The following is a 23,403-nucleotide window of genomic DNA, read 5'->3' on the forward strand; positions in this document are numbered from 1 at the left end:
TGCGCGGCTTGAAATGTGTCAGAGATGTTAACTCATGAGTTATTTAGAAGGATAGCATTTTGAGCCATCGTGCGTTGTAGATTCATGCTTTATGTTTCAGCAACGCACGTCCTATATAAAAAACAAAGTAATAACTGCTTTTAAAAAGATTAAACTCAAGATACTCACGATAAAAAGACCACTGTGAGCGTAATATTTTAACCTTGTTTGAAGATAAGCTTGCGTGCCCTTCCCGATAATAGGCGAGGACGCTATTTAAGCACCAGGCATAATCAATATTTTTGAGGATGTTTAACCATGTTGCCATATCCTGACGTTTTCTTATCGTTGGCATGTAAACCGTTCCTAATACAGAGCGGTCGTACATTGCTGTCAGGCAACCGATAACATTGGATTTCAGCAGTTCATGATAATTAACTTTCTCAGGAGGTGTAATTATCTTCCCAGCCTCGCCCTGGGTGTCTATTTTTTGATAAGCAGTATAGGAGAGAGCAACATTTTTTTCTTTCATGAAATTGACCTGTTCAGCCAGTTTCTTTTCATCCCATAAATCATCACTATCAAGAAAGGCTATATATCGGCCTTTACTTTTAGCGATAGAATTGTTGCGGGAAACGCCGGCACCAGAATTGTGATCGTTGATAAACAGAACTATCCTCGGATCTTCACTCGCTTTTCTCTTTATAATATCGATTGTTTCATCGGTTGAGCAATCATCTGTAATCAACAGTTCCCAGTTTTTGTACGTCTGCCGTTGCACAGAGTTAATACTCTCCTCAATGGTCGCCGACGAATTAAAGCTGGGCATGATCACAGAAACAAGATCATTGGCAGAGAAGTTATTATTAGTCATTTTATTTATCCAATATTTCTAAAAGACGCTTGCAAATTATATCTTTATTGTATTTCGAAGCGACTTGTTCTATCAAAACATGCTGGTTATATATGGTTTCAGAAACTATCTCTTTTTCAATGACAGTACGCAATTGCTGAATAGATGTATCCTCATTAATAGAGGGATCGGCGAAGCCGAGATGTTGAAGATCGCAGAAATTGTCATTGATGATTTCACGCGGCCCAAAATCGCAACGTGAATAAATAACCTTTTTCCCTAATGCCAGGCTTTCAAGCACTACCATCCCAAAGCCTTCAGCGTATGAAGGAACAACTATACATTTTGAATTATTGATAAGGGGGTATGGATTTTTCCTGGCACCCAGCATAGTGACTATATCGGAGAGTTGCAATTCATTGATAAGTTCTTCGATAAGCGTTCGTTCTGGGCCATCACCAACGATAGCCACTTTGACATTATATGTTTCTAACTGCTGTTTGATGAGACCAAGGGACTTAATAAAGATGTGACATCCTTTTACCTTTGAAAGTCGTCCAACAAAGGTGAAGTCATAATATCTGGACTGTTGTTCTTGATGCGCTAAGGCTGTAATTTCTGTTACGTCAACAAAATTAGGCAACACATGAAGGTTTTTGATTCCGTACAATTTATTTAGATCGGACGCCACGCCTTTACAAACGCAGATAACGTTCGTGTCTAACATTCGAAGCAAGTGATACGTAAACGCAATAGCTATACGATTTTTTAGGCTACGCATCTTGAAACCAACCGCTGGCGCAGTGTGGACAGTTGCATAGTGCTTAACTTTCGCAATCCGACAGGCAATAGCGGCAGTTAAATTAGCGCGCTCCATGTAGCTAATACAGCGTTCTGGAGCGATCTCTTTAATTCCCTTGCATACATCCTTGATACTGCCCAGCCCCTGATGAATTTTTATATTATCAGGAATTTCAAGATCAATACGGCGGGTCATGACAATGAAATGAATTTCATTCCCTAAATTAGCCAAAGTAATTGCAGTATTAAGTGCGACCTTCTCTGCTCCGCCAATAGTTAACGTTGGGATAATTATCGCAATTTTCATGCTTAATACCCTGAACGCATAATATTTTCAAAATAAACTTTCTCAACACCACTTTTAGTAAAAGCAGCTTTGATCGTCTTAAGGGTGAAAGAAAGGTTTTGTATTGGAGAAAGCTTGTATATTTTGTGCAAATTTAAGACCATTTTAGCAACTGCCGGTATCAACCATAAATACCAGATAAAACCTAAATGGCTCTTCATATTTATAAACCGGTTAACATAGTGGATGAATGCTTTACGGGTCAGCTTATTCATATCACCTGCCAGGCTCGAACCTACTTTATGATAAATAATTGAGCACGGAACACATGCTACCTTCGCCTGTTGTTTCTTTAGTCGCAGAGCATAATCGATATCTTCTTCCCCGAAAAAAAACTTTTCGGTAAACATTCCGCTATTGATGTAGAACTTCGTTTTCATCAACATGCAGCAGCCGGTTGCAAAGGAGACAGGAAACGGATGTGTGGGTAAATTTATATCTGCAACTTTTTTATTGGCGAAGTAGTAAGTGCGTTTACCGTATTGACTTATCGAGCCGCCGCAATTCCATATCACGTCATTTTTGTCATAGTAACGAATTTGCGGAATAACAAGATCAAAAGAAGATTCAGCGTTAAATAATGCCTTTAAGAAGTCCTTTTCAACAACAGTGTCATTATTAAGGAATAAAATATGCGAGTATTCTGAATTCTCAGCGAATAATGCACCAAAATTACAACCACGAGCAAATCCATGGTTGATGCACGACCGAGCAAGAATAAGCTGCGAATTCTCAGTGAGAGGATAAGACACCAGAGATGACACGGCATATTCGTTCAAGAGATCTGTCACTTTTGACTTACTGCAGTAGTGAGATTGAGTCTGATAGCGGCTTAGCAAGCCCTCTTCAAGCATAGCGAAATCACTCTGCTCAGAGCAATTGTCGATGACAAGCACATCAAATGAAGTACTCTCAATCTTCGCCAGGCTCTCACAGCACTCTAATGTCAAACCACTGCCGTTCCAGTTCAAAAGCACTATCAATGTACGAATGTCGTGAGTATGGGTGCTCATATTAAAATTAAATACCTTTGCGTTTTATAAACAAGGAACTTATTCCGGTAATCAAAGCAAACAAAACGAACATCATTAATGTTCTAAAAACAAAATCTTTGCCATACAGAAAGTAAGTAAACGACTGATTAATACGTAACTCTGGGATAAGATATATAGAGTATGGAATGAAGAATAATGGACTAAAGCCTATTAATAAATCCAGACATTTAACAAAAGTAAACATCGCAGCAGCGACTATAAAAGGAGAAATGAGTAGTCCACCATAGCCAAGCATTGACCATGCTTCACCGAGATAGTAACTGTTGACATTGACAATATCCAGGCCCGCTACATAGTTCAAATAGGGAATAACGTCTACGTCAGCCCGTGCTGGTTGAATACCAAGGCGTTCAACAAAATAAAAATTCGTAAACCAGTATTTCGAATCAGGAATAATGCTATTGATAATATGATAAAAACCTTGATTTTGTCCTAGTAGAAATCTATCTGCAGCGCTATTAAAACCCTCTTCTAATCCCGATCCACTCACTATCGCCTGCAATAAAATCACAACAAAAGCTACACCAGCAACAGGTATAGCTATCTTCATGATCGCATTTTTTCGTAAGTAAACAATAAATAACGCACCGAACATCAGAAATATTATTGGGGCTTTTTGTGTTTCATAGAGACATTCAGTAGCTGCTATGCAAAATGAAAGCATAACAAACAAAATCATTTTCCAGTTTTTTCTATCAGCAAAGATATAAAAATAAAAAACAAAATAAAACTGAAAAATTAAAAGTAAAGAGATAAGATTACTGAAATACGGTATATAATAAAGTTGCGGATTGGTCTGTATGTCAACACGGGCAGCATAAGCACCTGAAAAATCGCCTTCAAGTAAAAAGAAAATTGGAGCCTTTTTAGAAAAAAACAATTTAATAGCTAAAAGCAGTATTGAGAGAAATAGCGCAACCTTGATATGAATAATATTATTGCTATACCGAAGAGGCTCTCCGGCATATTTACTATAGTGTTTAAACTTAAAACATCCTGCAAGAATAAAAAATGTCAAAAAATACATTACCAAAGAATAGACATACCACAGACCAACAGTCAGTCTATTTGCATCAGAAATACCATAGTATCGCGCTGAGCTATATCCTAGAAAAGATATGATAATAACACCCGGCAATGAAAAAATACAAAACTGAATGATTACTGAAAGCGCAAACGGGTGCGTTTTTTCACCTGACAGATTAATACCAATTTTCTTGTATGACGCTGCCAGAACAAGGAAAAATATAAACGATATACACAATGCAATGATTAATTCCAAGATTTACCTCTGTACTCTAGTATTCTTTAATAACCACGCAATAGTTTTTTTAACAACAAAGACCAGATTGACTGATGCTGAAGCATGATGCATTGCAAATTTTGTGACGATATTGCTTAACGGGAAATCTCGAGGAATCGTATTGAACGATGAAATAACATCGTACCTTATATTACCCGTCCAGGGGATATGTTTTTCGCACAAGTTTTCAGCAATCTCTTCACCATAAAGTGCATTGCGGAACCTTGCACTTACCGCTTCGGTACTATGAACATCAACTAACATCCCGATAAGGCCGGACTCAGCTTCCTGATTTTCACATGCGGTAACCTGGTGAATATCTTTCTTTTTTAATAGCTCAACGGGTGTATAACCCTGAAAAGGGCTAGTTAAGCCAATACACCTTTTACCGCGAATATATTGTTCAACAAATGCAGTGCCGCCGGGTATAGGATGGCTATCGATACAGATATTAGTTTTTATTGCTAAGGCCATGTATTTTTCGTAAGGAATACGTTTCAATACTTTAACCCGGCCAGGAAAACGTAGTAATAAAGGCCACCACCAATAATCTTTTTTGATGTTCGGTCCGATAGCATAAAGAGTAGCGCTACGCTCTTTTTTCAGCAGCATATTCAGCAGTGGAAAAATAGAATAACCATTAACAGGTTTGTATTTCTCAGCAGAACCTGCTGTCATATATACAGATTTGCTCACTACACTTTTATCACCCTGGGGATGTAAATCTTGTGATTTACCGACCGGTATGCCTAAAAAAGTGACCTGGCCCTTCAAACCCCGCAGTCTATCAATTTTGGCACCATAGGCACTGATCTGAAACCAGTAGTCTGCAATGGACGCACCATAATTAAACACATGGTCGGCATGGTTAACAAAAAAGAATTTGGTGTCTTGTGAATATTTTTTTGCCAGACCGCAAGCGATAACGGTAACAATATCATCAGGATGAATGTTTAAAACCACCTGTTGGTAAGCTACAATTTGCTGCGCAATCGCTACAACCTTTCTTTTTATAGCTTCATCAGCATTTATAATAACAATAGCGTTAAAATAGTTTCCTAACCTTTGCAATATATCCGGGCGAGCTGATCGTGTAACTAACAGATTGGGTTTATCCAGTAGCCCTTCAGCCAGACGCTCCATTAATCTTGTGTGCCCCCCCGTCATAAATGGTTCAGACACTACAAAAAGGGTCGATTCTGTCTTAGCCGCAGGTTGACTTATTTCCCCACTCTGCATGCTATCGGCAAATGCCTCGATGAGATCTTTTTCAAACTCCACCAACGAGTAAATGCCCATATGATTGTGCCAGAGCAGTCGCCCCAAATATTCTGCGCTTTTAATCGTTTCAGACAAATCATCGTGCAACATTTTACCGAGCAAGTCTTTTAAATCAGTATCAAGACTCATTTTTTATTTTCTCATTAGATATAGCACGTAAATAAAAGCACATAAAAATCAGGTAAAAAACATATGAAGCAAGATATGCATAATTGGCGCCATTAACGCCAAAAGAAGGAATAAATAAAAGCGAACTTACAACAAAGAACAAGCAAAAAAGAATTTCTGAGGAAATGTACCATTTAATATCTCCACGGGCCAACATAGGATAGGAAATTAGCCAGCTTGCAATCTTAATGACATCTCCGCATAATTGAACGAGAAAAAGGTCTCTTGCTTGATAAAACTGTATTGTAAACAGAACATGGATAATGAAGTCTCGGAGCAAGAATACCAGCACAGCAAGAAAGACACATAATGGAAGTATTATTTTTAAAGTTGTTAATACTTCTCTCTTTAAAGCTAGTGTATCTTTAATAGCAGATAATTTAGGAAGATAATATGTTCCGAGAGCTATAGTGATTACGGCGAGATAAGTTTCGGATATTTTCCAGACAGCTTGCCACTGCCCTGCAGCATCCCAACCCACATATTTTATCAATATGTTTCTGACGAGTATTAACGCAACAGGCAACGTTATCGCTGTTGTGATGGCCATTAACATATAATTGAAAATGCCCTTCATATGCTTTCGATCTATGGTTCCCAGGAAGTTTTCCTTTGCGAACCATCTTTCTCTAAAACAGCAGAAAACAATAATTAAACCGATCAGACCATTCTGAATAGAAACCGCGAACAATGCACCATGCAAATGTCCCATTAATATGCAAGTAAGCATCAATGCTGTCGTTATGACAACCGAAAACATACCGATACCGATATATTTTTTAAATCTTTTTTGGCCATTTACAATGGAATTTAATAAAGTCCCAGTGGCTGTAAATGGCAAAAGAAGTGCCATAATGATTAAATAAAAATAATATTGGTCATTATTGAATATAAAGTTTGAAATAGATAACGAGAGCATGCAAATCAAAGGGATGAGGAAAGCCGTTATTATTACAACCCAACGTAAACCTGCACGCCACCAATTTGCACACTCATTTCTATCCTGTTCATTATACTCTGCAGTATATCGAACAATACCACTGCTTACTGGCGCATTGACTATACCCGCAAGGGAAGAAGCGATACTTTGCAACTGCCCTAACATAGCGAGCCCTGATGGGCCAGCATAGACAGCGATGACTTTAGCAACTACAAAACCCGATCCCATACGTAATAATGTCAGTAACCCCGAAAAGAAGGTTACTGATAAGAGACGTTTCATACAGTAAATCCATTCAACGTTGAGATCACATAACTGACCTCATCATCTGTCAATGTTGGTCCCATAGGAATAGACAACACTTTTTTATGGATTTCTTCTGTCACAGGAAGAGAAATATGATTGTACTCAGGATAAGCTTCTTGCTTATGCGGAGGAATCGGGTAATGAATCAAAGTCTGAATACCATTTGCGCTGAGATATTCGCGCAATGATTCCCGGTAATCGGTTTGAATCACAAATAAGTGCCAAACATGCGCATCATCATTATCTACTTGCGGTAATTGAATTTTGTCGTTTTTGATTTCTGCCAAATATTTCGCCGCAATCTTTCTTCTTGTTTGCGTGTCTGCCTGCAAATATTTTAGTTTAACACGCAGCATCGCTGCCTGAATTTCATCAAGGCGACTATTCACACCAGTATAGATATTTTTGTATTTTTCATTAGATCCATAGTTGCGTAGAGCGTGTAACGTTTTCGCTAATTCAGGATCTTTTGTTGCGATTGCACCTGCATCACCAATAGCTCCAAGATTCTTGCCTGGATAAAAGCTAAAGCCAGCTGCATCACCCCATGCACCTGCTTTCACCCCGTTAAGCTCTGCACCATGCGATTGGGCGGCATCTTCAAGCACCAACAAATTATGTTCACGAGCGATGGCCATGATTTCATCCATGGGACATATTTGCCCATAGAGATGTACCGGCAGAATTAATTTTGTTTGAGGCGTAATGGCCTTTTTGACAGAGGCAGCATCCAGATTGAAACTTTTATTATTCGGCTCGACAAAAATGGGCACTAAATTATTTTCTGTAATAGCCAGTACTGAAGCAATGTAGGTATTTGCCGGGACAATAACTTCCTCCCTATCCTTCAATTTGCCAAGGATTTTCCAGGCACGAATAGTAAGAATGAGGGCATCGAGACCATTTGCCACACCAATAATATGTGGCACACCGCAGTATTCTGCGAATTCTTTTTCAAAATTATCCAGTTCACTGCCTGCGATGTACCAGCCTGAGTCAATGACCCGTGAGCATGCATCTTTTAATTCATTATTAAAACGCGCATTTACATCTTTAAGGCTAAGGAAATCGATATTCATATTAATTTGCACCCATTATTTTTGCTGGATTTCCATACACAATGGCATTATCCGGTACATCTTTGGTGACAACAGAGCCAGCGCCAACCATACTTTTCTCTCCAATGGTGACGCCAGGTAATATCGTAGCGTTGGCACCAATTGACGCCCCCTTTTTGACAAGGATGCTTTCAAACTCTTTGTCATGCACTCTAGAGCGAGGATATTTATCATTGGTAAATGTCACGCACGGGCCAACAAAAACATCATCTTCTATAATCGTGTTATCCCAAATATAGACGCCAGATTTTATAGTGACGCGATCACCAATCTTAACCTTACCTTCGATTAAGGTATGCGCACATATATTGCAGTCACTACCGATTATTGCGCCTGGTAATATAACTGAAAATTGCCATATCCGGGTGTTATTTCCGATGTTATCCGTTTTAACATCACTTAATGGATGGATTTGCGTCATTTTCGATCGTTTCCAGGAATTTGCCATAGTCACGGATATAATCGTTCTCATCATAATGACTATCAGCGAGAACCATTAAAACGCAATCTTCCGAAAAGTCATACATCTCACGCCATAAGCATGAATCAATAAGCAAGCCTTGAGCTGGGTTATCCAGTACCACTTCAATACGTTCACGACCATCATCTAATACAAATCTGCATGAACCGCGCACCGCAATCGCAACCTGTTTTAATCTACGATGGGCATGTAATCCGCGTCTGACGTCATTCTTCGTATTAAACATGTAATAAACCCGTTTAATTTCGAATGGAATATTGTTTTCTTCTTCCAGTGAAATTAACGAACCTCGATCATCGCCATGTGCCTGCAAAGGTATTATTTTAATATTCATGGTTTCATCTCGAAAATTTTTGCATCGTGGAAATACGGTGCCATCTTATCTTTTTCAGATACCATCACAGGTGGCATCGGCCAATCTATTGCGATAGTTTCATCATCCCAACGAATCGACTGCTCGTAATCCTTTGCATAGTAGTTGTTGGTTTTATATAAAATCTCAGTTCCATCCTGCAGTGCAATAAAACCGTGAGCGAATCCCTCAGGGATCCAGATCTGTTTTTTATTTTCGCCGCTTAAGATGATCCCAAACCACTTGCCAAAAGTAGGAGAATCTCTGCGGATATCAACCGCAACATCGAAGATTTCACCCGCTACGCAGCGTACAAGTTTACCCTGTGCAAAAGGATTAAGCTGATAATGCAAACCACGCAGCACGCCTTTTGCCGACCTGGAATGATTGTCCTGTAGAAATTCAACCTTTCTTCCCACAGCTCTTTCAAAAGTTTGTTGACTAAAGCTTTCGAAGAAAAATCCTCGCTCATCTCCAAAAACCTTAGGCTCGAAGATGAGAACGCCAGGAATATCGGTCTTAATAACATTCATGCTTAATAACCTTTAACCATTTTAAGCAGGTATTGGCCATAGGCATTTTTTTTCAATGGCTCTGCCAGTTTTTTCACCTGCTCAACGTCAATAAACCCTTTGCGAAAAGCGATCTCTTCCGGGCACGATACTTTTAAACCCTGACGCTCTTCAATGGTGGCAATAAAGTTACTTGCCTCAATCAGGCTCTGATGTGTTCCCGTGTCCAGCCAGGCATAACCACGCCCCATTATCGCAACAGAAAGATTACTTTGCTCAAGATATAAACGGTTAATATCCGTAATTTCCAGTTCACCACGGGAAGAAGGTTCCAGGCTTTTCGCCATCTCAACCACACGGTTGTCATAGAAGTAGAGGCCAGTTACAGCATAATTACTTTTTGGCTCAAGCGGTTTTTCTTCAAGGCTAATAGCCGTGCCCTGCTTATCAAACTCAACGACGCCATAACGCTCAGGATCGTTAACATGATAAGCAAATACCGTTGCACCGCCCTGTTGATTGACCGCGTCATCAAGCAATTTCGGCAAATCATGGCCGTAGAAAATGTTATCGCCGAGAACCAGCGCACAATCGTCACTACCAATGAACTCTTCACCAATAATAAACGCCTGTGCCAGTCCATCCGGACTTGGCTGCACTTTATAGTGCAGGTTAAGCCCCCACTGACTGCCATCGCCAAGCAGTTGCTCAAAACGCGGAGTATCCTGCGGCGTACTGATGATCAAAATATCGCGAATACCCGCCAGCATTAGCGTAGATAACGGATAGTAGATCATCGGCTTGTCGAAAATAGGCAGTAGCTGTTTACTGACGGCCATCGTCACCGGATAGAGACGCGTACCAGAGCCACCAGCAAGAATAATCCCTTTACGTGTTTTCATTTCGTTCTCTCACGCTAAAAACGCCTCCCAGAGGCATTTCAAATTAGTTAAAGCGGGCCTATCGCAAATAACTCTGCCAGCATACGTTTCACCCCACTCTCCCAATGTGGAAGTATGAGGTTAAATTCACGGGAAAATTTTTCTGTATTGAGTCGTGAATTATGCGGGCGTTTTGCTGGCGTCGGATAAGCTTCTGTCGCGATGGCATTCACATTTTGTACTGCCAGCGTAATGCCGGCAGCGCGCGCCTCGGCAAACACCAATTCGGCAAAAGCATGCCAGTTGGTGGTGCCGGAAGCGACGAGATGATAAAGCCCGGCGACGTCCGGTTTGCGCAGAGCCGTACAAATAGCATGCGCCGTACAGTCGGACAGCAGCTCTGCCCCTGTCGGCGCACCAAACTGGTCGCCGATAACAGAGAGCGTTTCGCGCTCTTTCGCCAGTTTGAGCATCGTTTTAGCGAAGTTATTTCCCTTCGCAGCAAAGACCCAACTGGTGCGGAAAATCAGATGCTTCGGGCAATGTTGCTGAATAGCCTTTTCACCCGCCAATTTGGTTTCACCATAGACGTTGAGCGGCGAAGGCTCGTCGGTTTCGCGCCACGGCGTTTCACCGCTGCCCGGGAAAACATAATCTGTTGAGTAGTGCACCAGCCAGGCATCTATCGCTGCCGCTTCGCGCGCAATGGCTTCAACGCTGGTCGCATTGAGCAACTGTGCAAAGTCACGTTCCGTCTCTGCTTTATCAACCGCCGTGTGCGCAGCGGCATTGACGATAACGTCGGGACGTACGCGACGCACCGTTTCTGCCACGCCCTCGGGATTGCTGAAATCGCCACAGTAATCCGTCGAGTGGACATCGACAGCGACCACATCTCCTAACGGTGCCAGTGCACGCTGCAGTTCCCAGCCTACCTGCCCGGTTTTACCGAACAACAGAATATTCATCATTAACGCTTCTCGTAATTTTGCTCGATCCAGGTCTTGTAAGCACCGCTCTTAACGTTCTCAACCCAGCGCTGATTATCCAGATACCACTGCACGGTTTTACGAATGCCGGACTCGAACGTCTCTTGCGGTTTCCAGCCCAGCTCGCGGCTAATTTTATCAGCATCAATGGCATAGCGGCGATCGTGGCCTGGGCGGTCAGTCACGTAGGTGATTTGATCGCGGTAGGAGCCCGTTTTCGGCACGATTTCATCAAGCAGATCGCAAATGGTGTGCACAACATCGAGGTTTTGTTTCTCGTTATGGCCACCAATGTTATAGGTTTCACCAGCCACGCCTTGCGTCACAACGGTGTAAAGCGCGCGAGCGTGATCTTCAACATAGAGCCAGTCACGGATTTGATCGCCTTTGCCATAAATAGGCAGCGGTTTACCTTCAAGCGCATTGAGGATTACCAGCGGAATCAATTTTTCCGGGAAATGATAAGGGCCGTAATTGTTGGAGCAATTGGTCACAAGAGTCGGCATGCCGTAGGTGCGCAGCCAGGCGCGAACCAGATGATCGCTCGACGCTTTTGACGCTGAATAAGGGCTGCTAGGGGCATAAGCGGTGTTTTCGGTGAAGAGTGGAAGCGGCTCACCGGGTTGCGCTTCATCCGGATGCGGCAGATCGCCATAGACTTCATCCGTTGAGATATGGTGGAAGCGAAACGCCTGTTTGGCAGGTTGATCAAGCGCGGACCAATAAGCGCGCGCCGCTTCAAGTAACACATAAGTACCGACGATATTGGTTTCAATAAATGCAGCTGGCCCGGTGATTGAACGGTCAACGTGGCTTTCAGCTGCCAGGTGCATTACTGCGTCCGGTTTATGCTCGGCGAAAATACGCGCCATCGCAGCAGCGTCACAGATATCAGCCTGTTCGAAAAAATAACGTTGGCTTTCGCTGACATCGCTAAGAGACTCAAGATTTCCTGCATAGGTTAATTTATCAACGTTAACCACAGAATCCTGGGTGTTATTAATGATATGACGTACAACTGCAGAGCCAATAAAGCCTGCACCACCGGTGACCAGTATTTTCACGTGAATTATCCGTACTTACTTTGCAATGTTTAGAACGCGATGAGCGTGTAGAGAGAAAATGATGATTCGTGCAATAGGCACGCTACCGCCCCAGGCTTTCAGCTACCCGCGCGCTGTGTGAGACATTTGACAGATATGTAGTTAGCGCCCGGCTATAGTCGATGCTCAGCCTGCCAGGGGCATAAAATGCTAAGCGCTATTCTCCGCTGAAACAGCCCCGGAGACAAGGGAAAATCCTACGACCCAAAGCTCAAAAAATCATCATAACTACTTTTTTTTATTATCAATTTTCTTATTCAAAAGACAAAGGGCAGTAAGAATAACCTGAGAGCGTAAACGCTCCAGGTCACACTTAACTGCCCTTTCAACAGGTATCAAATACCTTGTATGTTCGTCGTCTTACTCCGCCAGCAACTTCTGAATGCTGTCACGGAATTTCTGACCTTCTTTCAGGTTACGCAGGCCATAGTTCACAAACGCCTGCATGTAACCCATTTTCTTACCGCAGTCGTAGCTGTCGCCGGTCATCAGCATGGCATCAACGGACTGTTTCTCCGCCAGACGCGCGATAGCATCAGTCAGCTGAATACGTCCCCAGGCACCCGGCTCGGTGTTTTCCAGCTCTGCCCAGATATCCGCAGAGAGTACATAGCGCCCTACTGCCATCAGATCGGAATCCAGCGTCTGCGGCTGATCCGGTTTCTCAATAAACTGCACGATGCGGCTTACTTTACCTTCGCTGTCCAGCGGCTCTTTGGTCTGGATAACCGAGTACTCAGAGAGATCGCCCTTCATACGTTTTGCCAGCACCTGGCTGCGGCCGGTTTCGCCAAAGCGCGCCACCATTGCGGCAAGGTTATAACGCAGCGGATCGGCGGTTGCCGTGTCCAGCACGATATCTGGCAGGACAACGATAAACGGATTGTCACCCACAATCGGGCGCGCGCAGAGGATGGAGTGTCCCAGGCCCAGCGGTTGCGCCTGACGTACGTTCATGATGGTAACGCCCGGCGGGCAGATGGACTGCACTTCCGCCAGCAACTGGCGCTTAACGCGCTGTTCAAGCAGCGCCTCGAGCTCGTAGGAGGTGTCGAAGTGGTTTTCCACTGCGTTTTTTGACGAGTGGGTCACCAGAACGATTTCTTTGATCCCTGCAGCGACAATCTCGTCGACGATGTACTGAATCATCGGCTTGTCGACGATCGGTAGCATCTCTTTTGGAATAGCTTTAGTCGCGGGAAGCATATGCATCCCAAGACCGGCTACCGGAATAACTGCTTTCAAATTAACCATTATTTCTTCCACCTGTAATGATTGATGAAGTATAGGCCTACATCAGTTGATCGCCAGGACTCATATTCTTATCAACAAGGTGCTTGCGTATCTTAGCAAGCACGAAAGAAGACATTTAACTACCTTGTCAGCGCATTTGGTGTCAGAGGAATCGGAAACCTGCGCTCACAGAGTTGCTTTCTTCCATCAACGTAAAAAACTATTCGGTAACAAAAGTAATATCGTCTTTGTTGTCATGAACAAATTCATACTGCAATGTGCGATCCAGCCCTTCCGACAGGGTATAGGGGGCAATAAATCCTGAATTATGTACTTTGGTCGCATCAAATTGCGTTGTAGCGCAAAACTTTTTCACGCGGACTGCACTAATTGGGTATTTTTTCCCGCTGAGTTTACTAAGAAGATCAAAGCAATAGCCGCCCAGCATACCGACAGGGTAAGGGAGATGGACTGAGGGGATTTTCTTGTTCAAGCTCTTTTCAACTTCTGTCACCAACTGGTTCATATTGAGATCCGGTTTGTCGACATAGTTATAGACATCATAGCCGGGTTGCACATTGCTGAGTCTGAATTTAATAAACTCAACGATATTTCCAACATAAGCCATTGATTTATAATTCTTCCCGGCGCCAACCATAGCAAACTTGCCGCTGGCGATCTGTTTGAGCAAGTTATAAACATTGCCCCGATTGCGTTCGCCAAAGATAACGGTTGGACGGATGATGGTTAAAGCGCGCTCTTCTGGCGCTTCGTTATACCACTCACGCAGAACCTCTTCCGCCTGCCATTTACTTTTGCCGTAGTGGTTGAAGGGGTCGTGAGGGTGCTTTTCGTCTGGATTGCTTTTATTTAAACCATATATGGCAACTGAACTGGTAAAAATAATGTTGTTAACACCATTTTTCTTCATGGCGTCCAGGACGTTACGCGTCCCCTGCACATTGACATCATAGTAAAGCGATGTTGGGCTTACATCATCACGATGTTCAGCCGCCAGCAGCACAACGGTGTTGAAACCCGCTAAAGATTCATCAAGGAAGGACTGGTCGCGAACATCACCCAGTTTCGTGATTTCCGGATAAAAATGACTTTGCTGCTTATCAAGGTTTGTCAGGTCAAAGTCACCTACTGCAGTTTCAATCAGTCTCGTTCCTACAAACCCGGACGCACCTACTAACACAACTTTATTATTCATAATCACTTATCAAGGTTATTCAGCGAAAGCTTACGTAAAACGTAATCTGAGTTGCCGCGATGCACACCCAGCCCCAACTTGCTGTCAGAATCGAAGATTATAGTCTTTTGATTTCCGATATCCACCAAGAACATAGTAGTTATCTTTCATCCGCTGAATAACACACCTTATTGATTGACCCGCATCAGTTTGAAATTCAGGTTCTCAGCGTTCACCACATGCTGATCGACGCGATCGATATCAACGGAGCTTTGTCCCTTCTCATTTACTGCGTGAATATTCGCCATCGACAGCAGGGTCTCATTTTTCGCCATAAAACGGCCGCGCACATCTTTGCGCAGGTCGAAGTTGAGCTTCAGCGCCGGGCCAACCGACGCATCCTGCGTAATGTGGATATTGCGCAGGAAGAGGTGCTGCGGCTTATTGTGTAGCTCAAGGGTAGCCTGCTGCATCTTGATGTTGGTGATGGCGACAAACGAGGTCGCGTTACCGGAGGAGACCTGGATACCGCGCAGCTTATATTTACTGCTGCTGTTATCCTGCTGAATATCGTTAAGTTTGAAATTTTGCGGAATGGATAAATAATCGCCTTTGATCACGCCGTAACCAATCAGCATGCCGGCACTATTTTCCATCGTGACATTATCGATAACGAAATTATCACAGCCATAAATAGCCACCGTGGCGTTATCAATCCCCGCTTTTTTACTGAAGTCCGGCGTAATGTTTTTCGCTTTGATATTGCGAATAACAAAATGTTTACCGTTTTCCACATGCACCAGCTGGCGGCAATTACTGCCGGTAATATTTGCCACGACAAAGTTTTTCACTGACTGATCTTCCGGGTAGTTATTGTCATAGGTGCTGCCCGCTAACCCGATGCCAATCCCCCAGTTAATTTTGCCGTTGGTGCAGTTGATATTGTCGATCACATGATCGGAGATAAGGATATTGCGGTCATTGATTGCCACGTTCCACTCGATGGCATCGCCCTGCAGATCGCTAAAGCGGCTATGGGTAATGCGCGCGCCATCCAGTTGGTTATGGAAGCCCTGGCGTAAAATGCCGTAGTTGGCTTTGCTGATGGTGATGTTATCAATCACCAGATTGCGCATTACGCGCTTCTCTTTACCGCCAATATAGATCTGCATTACCGGGCCATAACCGCTCATGCTGACACCTTTAATGGTGCAGTCTGAGCCGCGCACATCAAGCATAACGTTATAGAGGCTGCCGCCCTGCTCGCCGATTACACGGCTGCCGTCCTGCAGGACAAGACGCCCGCGTCCGCTGCCTTTTAATGCCCCGCGCACCAGCAGCGTTTTCCCGGCGGGAATGAAAATGCCGGTATTGATGTTTTCGCACACCAGCCCGGCAGGAACCTCCACCGTCTGCGCGTCGGCAAAGGCCTTATTGAGCGCAGCCGGCCAGTCATTGTGGTTGTAATCGCTTAACTTTACCGTGTCACTGCGCCCAAGGGCGCGCGCGGCAGGCATATGCAGCAAGGGAAGCGCCGCCAGCGCTGAGCCGGCGGTCAGGAAGGAGCGGCGCGTCAGCGCGGTTGAGCGTCGTTTCGCAGTCATAAAGCCTCTCATCAAAGCGTTTGCAGCAGACTGGCCAGTTGCTGGTTGATAATCGTTTGATTAAAGTCCGTTTCAACTTTCTCCCGGGCGCGGGTCACCACCGGCGTAAGCTCCTCACTCGCCATCTGACCAAAGGAGGCCAGACGTTCAGCCAGCGCTTCAGCGTCGTTTTCCGGCACCAGCCAGCCGGATCGTCCGGCGTCGATCAGTTCCGGAATACCGCTGTGAACGGTCGAGACCACGGGGATCCCAACGGCCATCGCCTCCATCAGCGCGACCGGGATACCTTCCATATCGCCATCGGTGCCGGTAATAGAGGGGAGTAGAAAGACATCTGCCTCATCAAGCAGTGCTTTTACTTCATGGCTTGGCTTAAAGCCGGGCATCTCAATCACATCCTCAAGCTGGAACTGCTCAATCAGGGTGCGCAAACGGCGCTCCCAGGGGCCGATGCCCAGAATGCGGTATTTGAACGCCACACCGCGCGCTTTCAACAAGCGGCAGGCTTCGATGGCAACGTGCAGCCCCTTCTTCTCCGTTAAACGCGCAACAGAGATAATTTGCAGCGGACGGCCAGGCGATTTCACTTCACGCAGGCTAAAGCGCGTCATATCGACGCCCATACGCGAGACGGCAATCTTATTCTGCGGACAGCCCATGGTGAGCAGCCGCCCGGCCCACAGATCGCTTATCGGCAGCATCAAATCGCCGCGCTTAAAAAGCTGCTGATACTCCGGGGTGTAGTGCGTAAGCACATCGCGGTGCGAGATATCGATCCCGTGAAAGACGGTGGCGATCTTGCCTTTCAACACGCCAAGTTCGCGCAGTTTCGCCGCGGTGACGCCCGCCGGGCCAAAGTGGGCGATAAAAACATCGGCGGTAAAAGTTTGCGGCGCCAGACCACAAATCGCTGGCAGGATCAGGTTGCGCGCTTCATCACCGTAACGGGAGAGGTTGAGTGCTTTCCAGGTCGACGACTTGAACATGCCGCGGGCGATGGCCTGCCCGCGATAGCCCAGCTTCGCCAGTTTCCCTTCCGGCTCCGCCAGCAGCCAGTGCGTCTTCTCCGCCAGCTTATATTCACTGTACGCGGCGTGAGTATTGTTCATATCGCCCTTGTGCAGGGCGACGATCTCAACCTCAAATCCCATATTGATAAAGGCAACTATCTGGTTGAGGACAAACGTTTCGGACGAGAGAGGAAATTTCAGCAAAAAGAAGCCGACTTTCATTTCACCCCCTGCACGCGCTCGAGCACCGATTGCACCATTTTGATGCCCTGCTCGCGCTCGGCCGCGACTGCCGTTGCCAGCCGTGCGTTGATCGCCGGCAGCTGGCCGAGCGTATCTGCCGCCATTGACGCCAGCGAGCCATCAAGCAGATGGCGAATATCCACCGCCATCTCCGGCATGCCGAGCTGCTGCATGATCCCCGCTGACTTGTGTTCGTAGTTAATGGCAATCGCCGGCGTGCCGAAGTTCATGGAGATGATCGCTGAGTGCAGGCGCGTGCCGATGGTTAAATCGCATCCCGCAAGAATTTTCCCCATCTCCAGATCGTTCAGCTCATCCATCACCACGTGGTAGCGGGAAGGATCCTGGATATGCTGGCGCAGGTTGAGCGCCACCATGCGGTCATCTTTGTTATAGCTGTCGATGCCGGTGCAGGTAGAGAGCGCGATCACCTGATACCCCGCGTCAATCACGCGGTTGACGACATCCGCAAAGGCCTTTTCATACGCCTGCTGGGTGGTGCCAAGGCGTTTATCAAACGGCGCCAGTTCACGCAGGGTAATGGCAACGGTCTTCTCTTTTGCCGCCAGGTCCAGCCAGTGCTGCACGGCATAGCTGGCGGTGAAATCCTCCTGATGGTGATCCACCAGCCAGGCGGTATCGACGCCCTGCTCCACTTTATCGGTGGTGATGCCGCTCTGCTTCATCAGATTGAGGCTGACATGCTCGCGCAGGATCAGCGCATCGCAATGGCCAAAGACGTAGTTCGCCAGCTTGTTAAAGTCCTCGTTCTGGAACGGCCCGACACTGTGACCAATCATAAACAGCGGCTTTTTCGCCATAAAGGTGCAGAGCGCATGCTCAAACTGCGGCACACCGTAGAGATCGACAAAGAAGGAGCCGCCGACCTGAATAATCGCATCGTAATCCGCCAGGCGGCGCACAAAATCGGTAAACCCCTGAGCGATGGCGATATTGCGCAGTTTGCCGGTATCGGTCACGCGGGAGAGCAGCACCTGGTGCTGGTAGCGACGGCGCAGCACTTTCTTCACGCGCCCCATCAGGCCAGCGGCGTTGTTGTGCGCTTTCATCTGGCTGTAGAGCGGGTCGCCCATTACCGGGCGATTGAGTAACCAGGAGGAGCTGACCGGATAGCGGCTCATCACATCCACTTCCGCCTCAGGATTCAGGCGGGCAATAGCGTCCAACAATCCACGTAAAATTGCGCTGTCACCACGGTTGCCGCATGTGTGATTGCCAAGGATCAATAATTTCATAACGACCTCATAAAGGGGTTCAATAAGGTTTCTTATCCTGCGCGAAGCAGTGTTTTCAATTTCTCGTTGCGGCAAAACTGACGCTTCATCTCCACCACCAGCGCGTTACGCGACAAAATCAGCATAATGGCGAAGGCGATGGCACCCGCAGCAACCTGAATCGCCAGCATGGCGGCAAGCGGCAGATGGCCGTTCAGCGCCAGGCCGAGGCCATAACTGACCACCAGCGTCGGCAGCGACAGGTAGAACGGCAGCCACAGGCTGAGGATGTACTGGCGGTAGCTCGAACCGAGCACCGGTTTAATCATCACGAAGTAGCTCAGAATGGTGTTGATAATCTGCACCAGCAGGAAGCCAAGCGTAACGCCCAGCGCACCGGCCATATGGCCGCCAATAATGATCGCCGGAATAAAGAGAAACGTTTTAAAGACGTTGAATTTAAAGCTGATATCGACTCGTGCTTTCGCCATCAGCAGCGAACCGATCGGGTTACCGACCGCGCGCAGCAGACCAACGATGCACAGCAGTTGCAGGATCGGAATGATGCTGTTCCACTTCTCGCCAAACACCAGCGGCACAAAGTTATTCGACACCACCATCAGCCCGAGCAGGATCGGGAAATTGATAATCCCTACCACCGACAGCAGCTTGTAGAAGTTCAGGCGCAGCTTCTCGGTGTCATCCTGGATCTTGGCGAACGCCGGGAAGAGCACGCGGGTAATGATCGGGTTGAGCTTCATCGGCGGCACTACCGCCACGTTGTAGGCGAGGTTGTAACCCCCGGCGACGCTCGCACCGAGGATACGCGCCAACACCAGCGTGGAGAGGTTAGTGTTCACGTAGTTGATGATGCTGTCTGCGGTCAGCCACGCGCCAAAACGCAGGTTTGAGTTGACGGAAGCAAGGGAGAAGTGCAGACCGGGGCGGTAGATCTTGCGGCCAAAGTAGCCGAACAGCAGCGTACGCACGGCGCTGTTGACCAGATAACCGAGGATCGCGGTCATCGCCAGCGGCCAGAAGAAGGCGCTGATCACCGTAAAGCTGAAGCCCGCCATCACCGACAGGGTTTCAATCGCGCCAATCTTGTTGAACTCCAGCTCTTTTTGCATCAGCGCGCGGAACTGCTGCCCGTGCGGGATCACCACAAACGCCACCGACAACGTTTTGATCAGCGGTGCCAGATCCGGGTTGTTCAGCACGTCAGCAATCATGTTGCTTAACGAGAAGACCGCGATGCAGACCACAATCCCCAGCCCGACGTTGAGCCAGTAAAGCGTGGTCAGCTCGAGGTGACTGATCTCTTTGCGCTGAATAATCGAGTTAGCAATACCAAAATCCGACAACGTATCCGCCAGCGCGATAATCACCAGCGAGACGGTCAGCAGACCGAACTGGTGATTATCGATAATGCGCGCCAGCACCGTCATCTGCACCAGCCCCAGACCGATAATGGTCAGAGTGGCCATGGCTGACCACTTTGCTCCGCTGATGGTTTTTTCTCTCAGGCTCATGACCTTTCCTTAATACGCCGCTTTGTTCACAAAGCCTTTAAAGATGGTCAGAAAAACGATCTTGATATCGAACCACAGGCTCCATTCGCGGATGTACTCCAGATCGAACTCAATGCGTTTTTCCATTTTTTCCAGCGTGTCGGTCTCGCCGCGCCAGCCGTTAATCTGCGCCCAGCCGGTAATGCCCGGTTTCACTTTATGACGCAGCATGTAGCCCTCAATCAGCGCACGATACTGCTCGTTATGCGCCACAGCGTGAGGACGCGGGCCAACAATCGACATCCCGCCGGTGAGCACATTGATAAACTGCGGCAGCTCATCAAGGGAGGTGCGGCGCAGGAAGCTGCCCACTTTGGTGACGCGCGGATCGTTCTGCGTCGCCTGAGTCACTACTTTGTCATTCTCCATCACCTTCATTGAGCGGAACTTCCACACTTTGATCGGCTTACCATCCATGCCGTAGCGCGTCTGGCGGAAAATGATCGGCCCTGGCGAACTCATCTTCACCGCCACGGAGATAGCCAGCAGCACCGGCGAAATCAGCAGCAGAATCAGCGACGAGAGCACAATGTCTTCCAGGCGTTTCAGGATGCGGTTGACCCCGGAGAGCGGCGTGTCATACAGCGGCACAATCGGCACGCCATTCACCTCTTCAATGCGTGAATGCAGGATGTTGAAGGTGAAGACATCCGGGATCAGGATCACCGAACAGGTGGTATCCGCGAGATCGCGCACCAGTTTTTTGATGCAGACGGCGTCGTTCATCGACATTGCAATGTAGACGTTATGGATCTTGCCGCTGCGGGCATCTTCAACCAGTTGTTCGAGGTTGCCCGCCCAGCCGGTATCAATGCCACCCAGTTTTGGATCGTAATAGACCCCGACCACATCGAAGCCCAGCCACGGCTCGTTGCGAAAACCGTCGAGCAGCGCCTGCCCCATCGGCATATCACCCGCCACGGCAACGCGACGGGTGTTATACCCAAGATTACGCATCCAGCCAGCACCGAAGCGGATCACGGCCCGGCTAAACATCAGGCCGAGGCTGGTTAACAGATACCAGGTAAGATAAAGCGAGAAGGTGACATCAAAGTCCGAGTTGAACGACATCAAACCGGCGCTGAAGATGATACTTAGCGTCCAGTTCTGCAACAGCAGCGTCAGTTCGGTCATCATTCTGACGCCGCGCCAGGAGCGGTAAAAATCGGTCATGCCGCCGATCATCTGGAATACAACCAGCGTGGTCAACGCCATCAGAAGATGCATGTAGAAAAATGGCAACGCATTGACTTTGCACACCAGCCACAACCCAGCGAACATAATGGTGATGTCTGAGAATCGCTGCACGATAGAGATTAACGATGCATTCGTTTTGGCCCGGTCGCGCTTTTTTAGATTTGTCATCGTTGTACCTGCCTGTTTGCCCTCCTCCCTTCATGGGGAGGAGAACGACTAAGAGTTACTGATTCAACAGCGCCAGAATTTCCTGCGTTCGCGCCTCCATCAACGCTACGTCGTGTCGGGATTCGACATTCAGACGCACTACCGGCTCGGTGTTGGAGGAGCGCAGGTTAAAGCGCCAGTCGGCAAAGGCGATGCTGATGCCGTCGGTGTAATCCACCTCCAGCGCGTCCGGCGCGTAGCGATCTTCAACGCGTTTGATGGCGCTAACCGGATCGGCCAGCTTGCTGTTGATCTCGCCGCTCGCCGGGAAGGCCACCATGCGATCGCCCACCAGTTCGGCCAGGGTTTTGCCTTTCAGGCACAGCAGCTCAGTAACCAGCAGCCACGGGATCATGCCGCTGTCGCAGTAGGCGAAATCGCGGAAGTAGTGGTGTGCGCTCATCTCGCCGCCGTAAATGGCGTCCTCTTCGCGCATGCGCTCTTTGATGAAAGCGTGGCCGGTTTTCGACATCACCGGCGTACCGCCTGCGCGACCTACCACATCAACGGTGTTCCAGGAGAGACGCGGATCGTGAATGATTTTCGCGCCGGGGTGTTTTTCGAGGAACGCTTCTGCCAGCAGGCCAACGATGTAGTAGCCCTCAATAAACTGGCCCTTGTCGTCGAACAGGAAGCAGCGGTCGAAGTCACCGTCAAAGGCGATGCCCATATCCGCCTGATGCTCAATCACCGCGTTGCGGGTATCGTCGCGGCACTCCGGCAGCAGCGGGTTAGGAATACCGTGCGGGAAGGTGCCATCCGGCTCGTTGTGCACTTTGATAAAGCTCACCGGCACATTCAGCGCCTTGAAGCGCGCTTCAATGGCCTCGATCACCGGGCCTGCGGCGCCGTTACCGGAGTTGATCACCAGTTTCAGCGGTTTGAGGTTAGCGGTATTGATGTAGCCGAGCAGATGGTCGATATAGTCATCGCGCAGGGAGATTTGCTTGTAGCTGCCGCGTTTTTCCGGGTTAACCGGCGGGAAGTCGTTGGCTTCCGCCAGGCGCTGTACGTCGCGCAGGCCGGTGTCGCCGCTGATGGGGCGCGCGCCTTTGCGCACCAGTTTCATGCCGTTGTAGTCCATCGGGTTGTGGCTGGCGGTCACTTCGATACCGCCGTCAACGCCGAGATGGAAGGTGGCGAAATAGATCTCTTCGGTACCTGACAGACCGATATCCAGCACATCAACACCCGCGTCCTGCAAGCCTTTGGCTAACGCCAGCTTCAGCGCTTCGCTGGTCTGACGCACATCACCGCCGAGCACAATGGTCTGCGGCTTCAGGTACTCCCCGTAGGCGCGGCCAATACGCCAGGCTATATCTTCATTGAGTTCTTCGCCCAGCTTTCCGCGAATATCGTAAGCTTTAAAACAGGTTAATTTTTCCATCATTACCTCTTCTTCAGGCAACAGTCAGCCTTGACCGCAACTGGCCACATAAA

The 23,403-nt window shown here is 47.4% G+C and carries 21 protein-coding genes; all 21 read right to left on the reverse strand.

What is annotated here, in order from left to right; all coding sequences use genetic code 11:
* Positions 1-82 precede the first annotated feature (82 nt).
* Entirely contained in the window at positions 83-853 is a 771-nt protein-coding gene (locus tag BWI95_RS20015; protein WP_076770118.1) for a glycosyltransferase family 2 protein, read from the reverse strand.
* Between the two features lies 1 nt (position 854).
* Complete coding sequence (locus tag BWI95_RS20020) at positions 855-1,940, reverse strand: glycosyltransferase (protein WP_076770119.1); 1,086 nt, start codon at positions 1,938-1,940, stop codon at positions 855-857.
* A gap of 2 nt (positions 1,941-1,942) precedes the next feature.
* Entirely contained in the window at positions 1,943-2,992 is a 1,050-nt protein-coding gene (locus BWI95_RS20025) for a glycosyltransferase (RefSeq protein WP_076770120.1), read from the reverse strand.
* Positions 2,993-2,999: 7 nt separating this feature from the next.
* On the reverse strand, positions 3,000-4,316 hold the full coding sequence (locus BWI95_RS20030) for a hypothetical protein (RefSeq protein ID WP_076770121.1): 1,317 nt from the start codon (positions 4,314-4,316) through the stop codon (positions 3,000-3,002).
* A gap of 3 nt (positions 4,317-4,319) precedes the next feature.
* A complete protein-coding gene (locus tag BWI95_RS20035; protein ID WP_076770122.1) occupies positions 4,320-5,747 on the reverse strand; it encodes a hypothetical protein in 1,428 nt (475 codons plus the stop codon).
* Entirely contained in the window at positions 5,737-7,008 is a 1,272-nt protein-coding gene (locus tag BWI95_RS20040) for an O-antigen translocase (RefSeq protein ID WP_076770123.1), read from the reverse strand. Before BWI95_RS20040 ends, BWI95_RS20035 begins: the two co-directional genes overlap by 11 nt.
* Positions 7,005-8,111: a DegT/DnrJ/EryC1/StrS family aminotransferase gene (locus tag BWI95_RS20045; RefSeq protein ID WP_076770124.1), complete on the reverse strand. Its 1,107-nt coding sequence runs from the start codon at positions 8,109-8,111 to the stop codon at positions 7,005-7,007. Before BWI95_RS20045 ends, BWI95_RS20040 begins: the two co-directional genes overlap by 4 nt.
* A gap of 1 nt (position 8,112) precedes the next feature.
* The gene (locus tag BWI95_RS20050) at positions 8,113-8,571 is read right to left on the reverse strand and encodes an acyltransferase (RefSeq protein ID WP_054803219.1); all 459 of its coding nucleotides are present in this window, start codon (positions 8,569-8,571) and stop codon (positions 8,113-8,115) included.
* Positions 8,546-8,965, reverse strand: coding sequence for a sugar 3,4-ketoisomerase (locus BWI95_RS20055; protein ID WP_054803220.1), 420 nt, complete (start codon positions 8,963-8,965; stop codon positions 8,546-8,548). Before BWI95_RS20055 ends, BWI95_RS20050 begins: the two co-directional genes overlap by 26 nt.
* The gene (gene rfbC, locus BWI95_RS20060; RefSeq protein WP_076770125.1) at positions 8,962-9,516 is read right to left on the reverse strand and encodes a dTDP-4-dehydrorhamnose 3,5-epimerase; all 555 of its coding nucleotides are present in this window, start codon (positions 9,514-9,516) and stop codon (positions 8,962-8,964) included. The genes BWI95_RS20055 and rfbC overlap by 4 nt, the downstream gene beginning before the upstream one ends.
* Before the next feature lie 2 nt (positions 9,517-9,518).
* On the reverse strand, positions 9,519-10,397 hold the full coding sequence (rfbA, locus tag BWI95_RS20065; protein ID WP_054803221.1) for a glucose-1-phosphate thymidylyltransferase RfbA: 879 nt from the start codon (positions 10,395-10,397) through the stop codon (positions 9,519-9,521).
* Between the two features lie 47 nt (positions 10,398-10,444).
* Positions 10,445-11,344, reverse strand: a complete 900-nt coding sequence (gene rfbD, locus BWI95_RS20070; protein WP_054803236.1) for a dTDP-4-dehydrorhamnose reductase — start codon at positions 11,342-11,344, stop codon at positions 10,445-10,447.
* A gap of 2 nt (positions 11,345-11,346) precedes the next feature.
* The gene (rfbB, locus tag BWI95_RS20075; RefSeq protein ID WP_054803222.1) at positions 11,347-12,429 is read right to left on the reverse strand and encodes a dTDP-glucose 4,6-dehydratase; all 1,083 of its coding nucleotides are present in this window, start codon (positions 12,427-12,429) and stop codon (positions 11,347-11,349) included.
* A gap of 399 nt (positions 12,430-12,828) precedes the next feature.
* The gene (gene galF, locus BWI95_RS20080) at positions 12,829-13,722 is read right to left on the reverse strand and encodes a GalU regulator GalF (RefSeq protein ID WP_076770126.1); all 894 of its coding nucleotides are present in this window, start codon (positions 13,720-13,722) and stop codon (positions 12,829-12,831) included.
* 199 nt (positions 13,723-13,921) lie between these two features.
* Positions 13,922-14,917 (reverse strand): NAD-dependent epimerase/dehydratase family protein, encoded by a 996-nt coding sequence (locus BWI95_RS20085; RefSeq protein ID WP_076770127.1) that lies wholly within the window; start codon positions 14,915-14,917, stop codon positions 13,922-13,924.
* 167 nt (positions 14,918-15,084) lie between these two features.
* Positions 15,085-16,500, reverse strand: coding sequence for a colanic acid biosynthesis protein WcaM (wcaM, locus tag BWI95_RS20090; protein WP_076770128.1), 1,416 nt, complete (start codon positions 16,498-16,500; stop codon positions 15,085-15,087).
* 11 nt (positions 16,501-16,511) lie between these two features.
* Positions 16,512-17,732 (reverse strand): colanic acid biosynthesis glycosyltransferase WcaL, encoded by a 1,221-nt coding sequence (gene wcaL / locus BWI95_RS20095; protein WP_054803223.1) that lies wholly within the window; start codon positions 17,730-17,732, stop codon positions 16,512-16,514.
* Entirely contained in the window at positions 17,729-19,009 is a 1,281-nt protein-coding gene (gene wcaK / locus BWI95_RS20100) for a colanic acid biosynthesis pyruvyl transferase WcaK (protein ID WP_054803224.1), read from the reverse strand. The genes wcaL and wcaK overlap by 4 nt, the downstream gene beginning before the upstream one ends.
* Before the next feature lie 32 nt (positions 19,010-19,041).
* Positions 19,042-20,520 carry a colanic acid undecaprenyl disphosphate flippase WzxC gene (gene wzxC, locus BWI95_RS20105; protein ID WP_076770129.1) on the reverse strand — a complete coding sequence of 493 codons (1,479 nt, stop codon included), beginning with the start codon at positions 20,518-20,520 and terminating at the stop codon, positions 19,042-19,044.
* A gap of 9 nt (positions 20,521-20,529) precedes the next feature.
* Positions 20,530-21,924 (reverse strand): undecaprenyl-phosphate glucose phosphotransferase, encoded by a 1,395-nt coding sequence (gene wcaJ / locus BWI95_RS20110; RefSeq protein WP_076770130.1) that lies wholly within the window; start codon positions 21,922-21,924, stop codon positions 20,530-20,532.
* A gap of 55 nt (positions 21,925-21,979) precedes the next feature.
* The gene (gene cpsG / locus BWI95_RS20115) at positions 21,980-23,350 is read right to left on the reverse strand and encodes a colanic acid biosynthesis phosphomannomutase CpsG (protein ID WP_076770342.1); all 1,371 of its coding nucleotides are present in this window, start codon (positions 23,348-23,350) and stop codon (positions 21,980-21,982) included.
* Positions 23,351-23,403 lie beyond the last annotated feature (53 nt).

Source organism: Kosakonia cowanii JCM 10956 = DSM 18146 (assembly GCF_001975225.1).
Taxonomy (GTDB): Bacteria; Pseudomonadota; Gammaproteobacteria; order Enterobacterales; family Enterobacteriaceae; genus Kosakonia; species Kosakonia cowanii.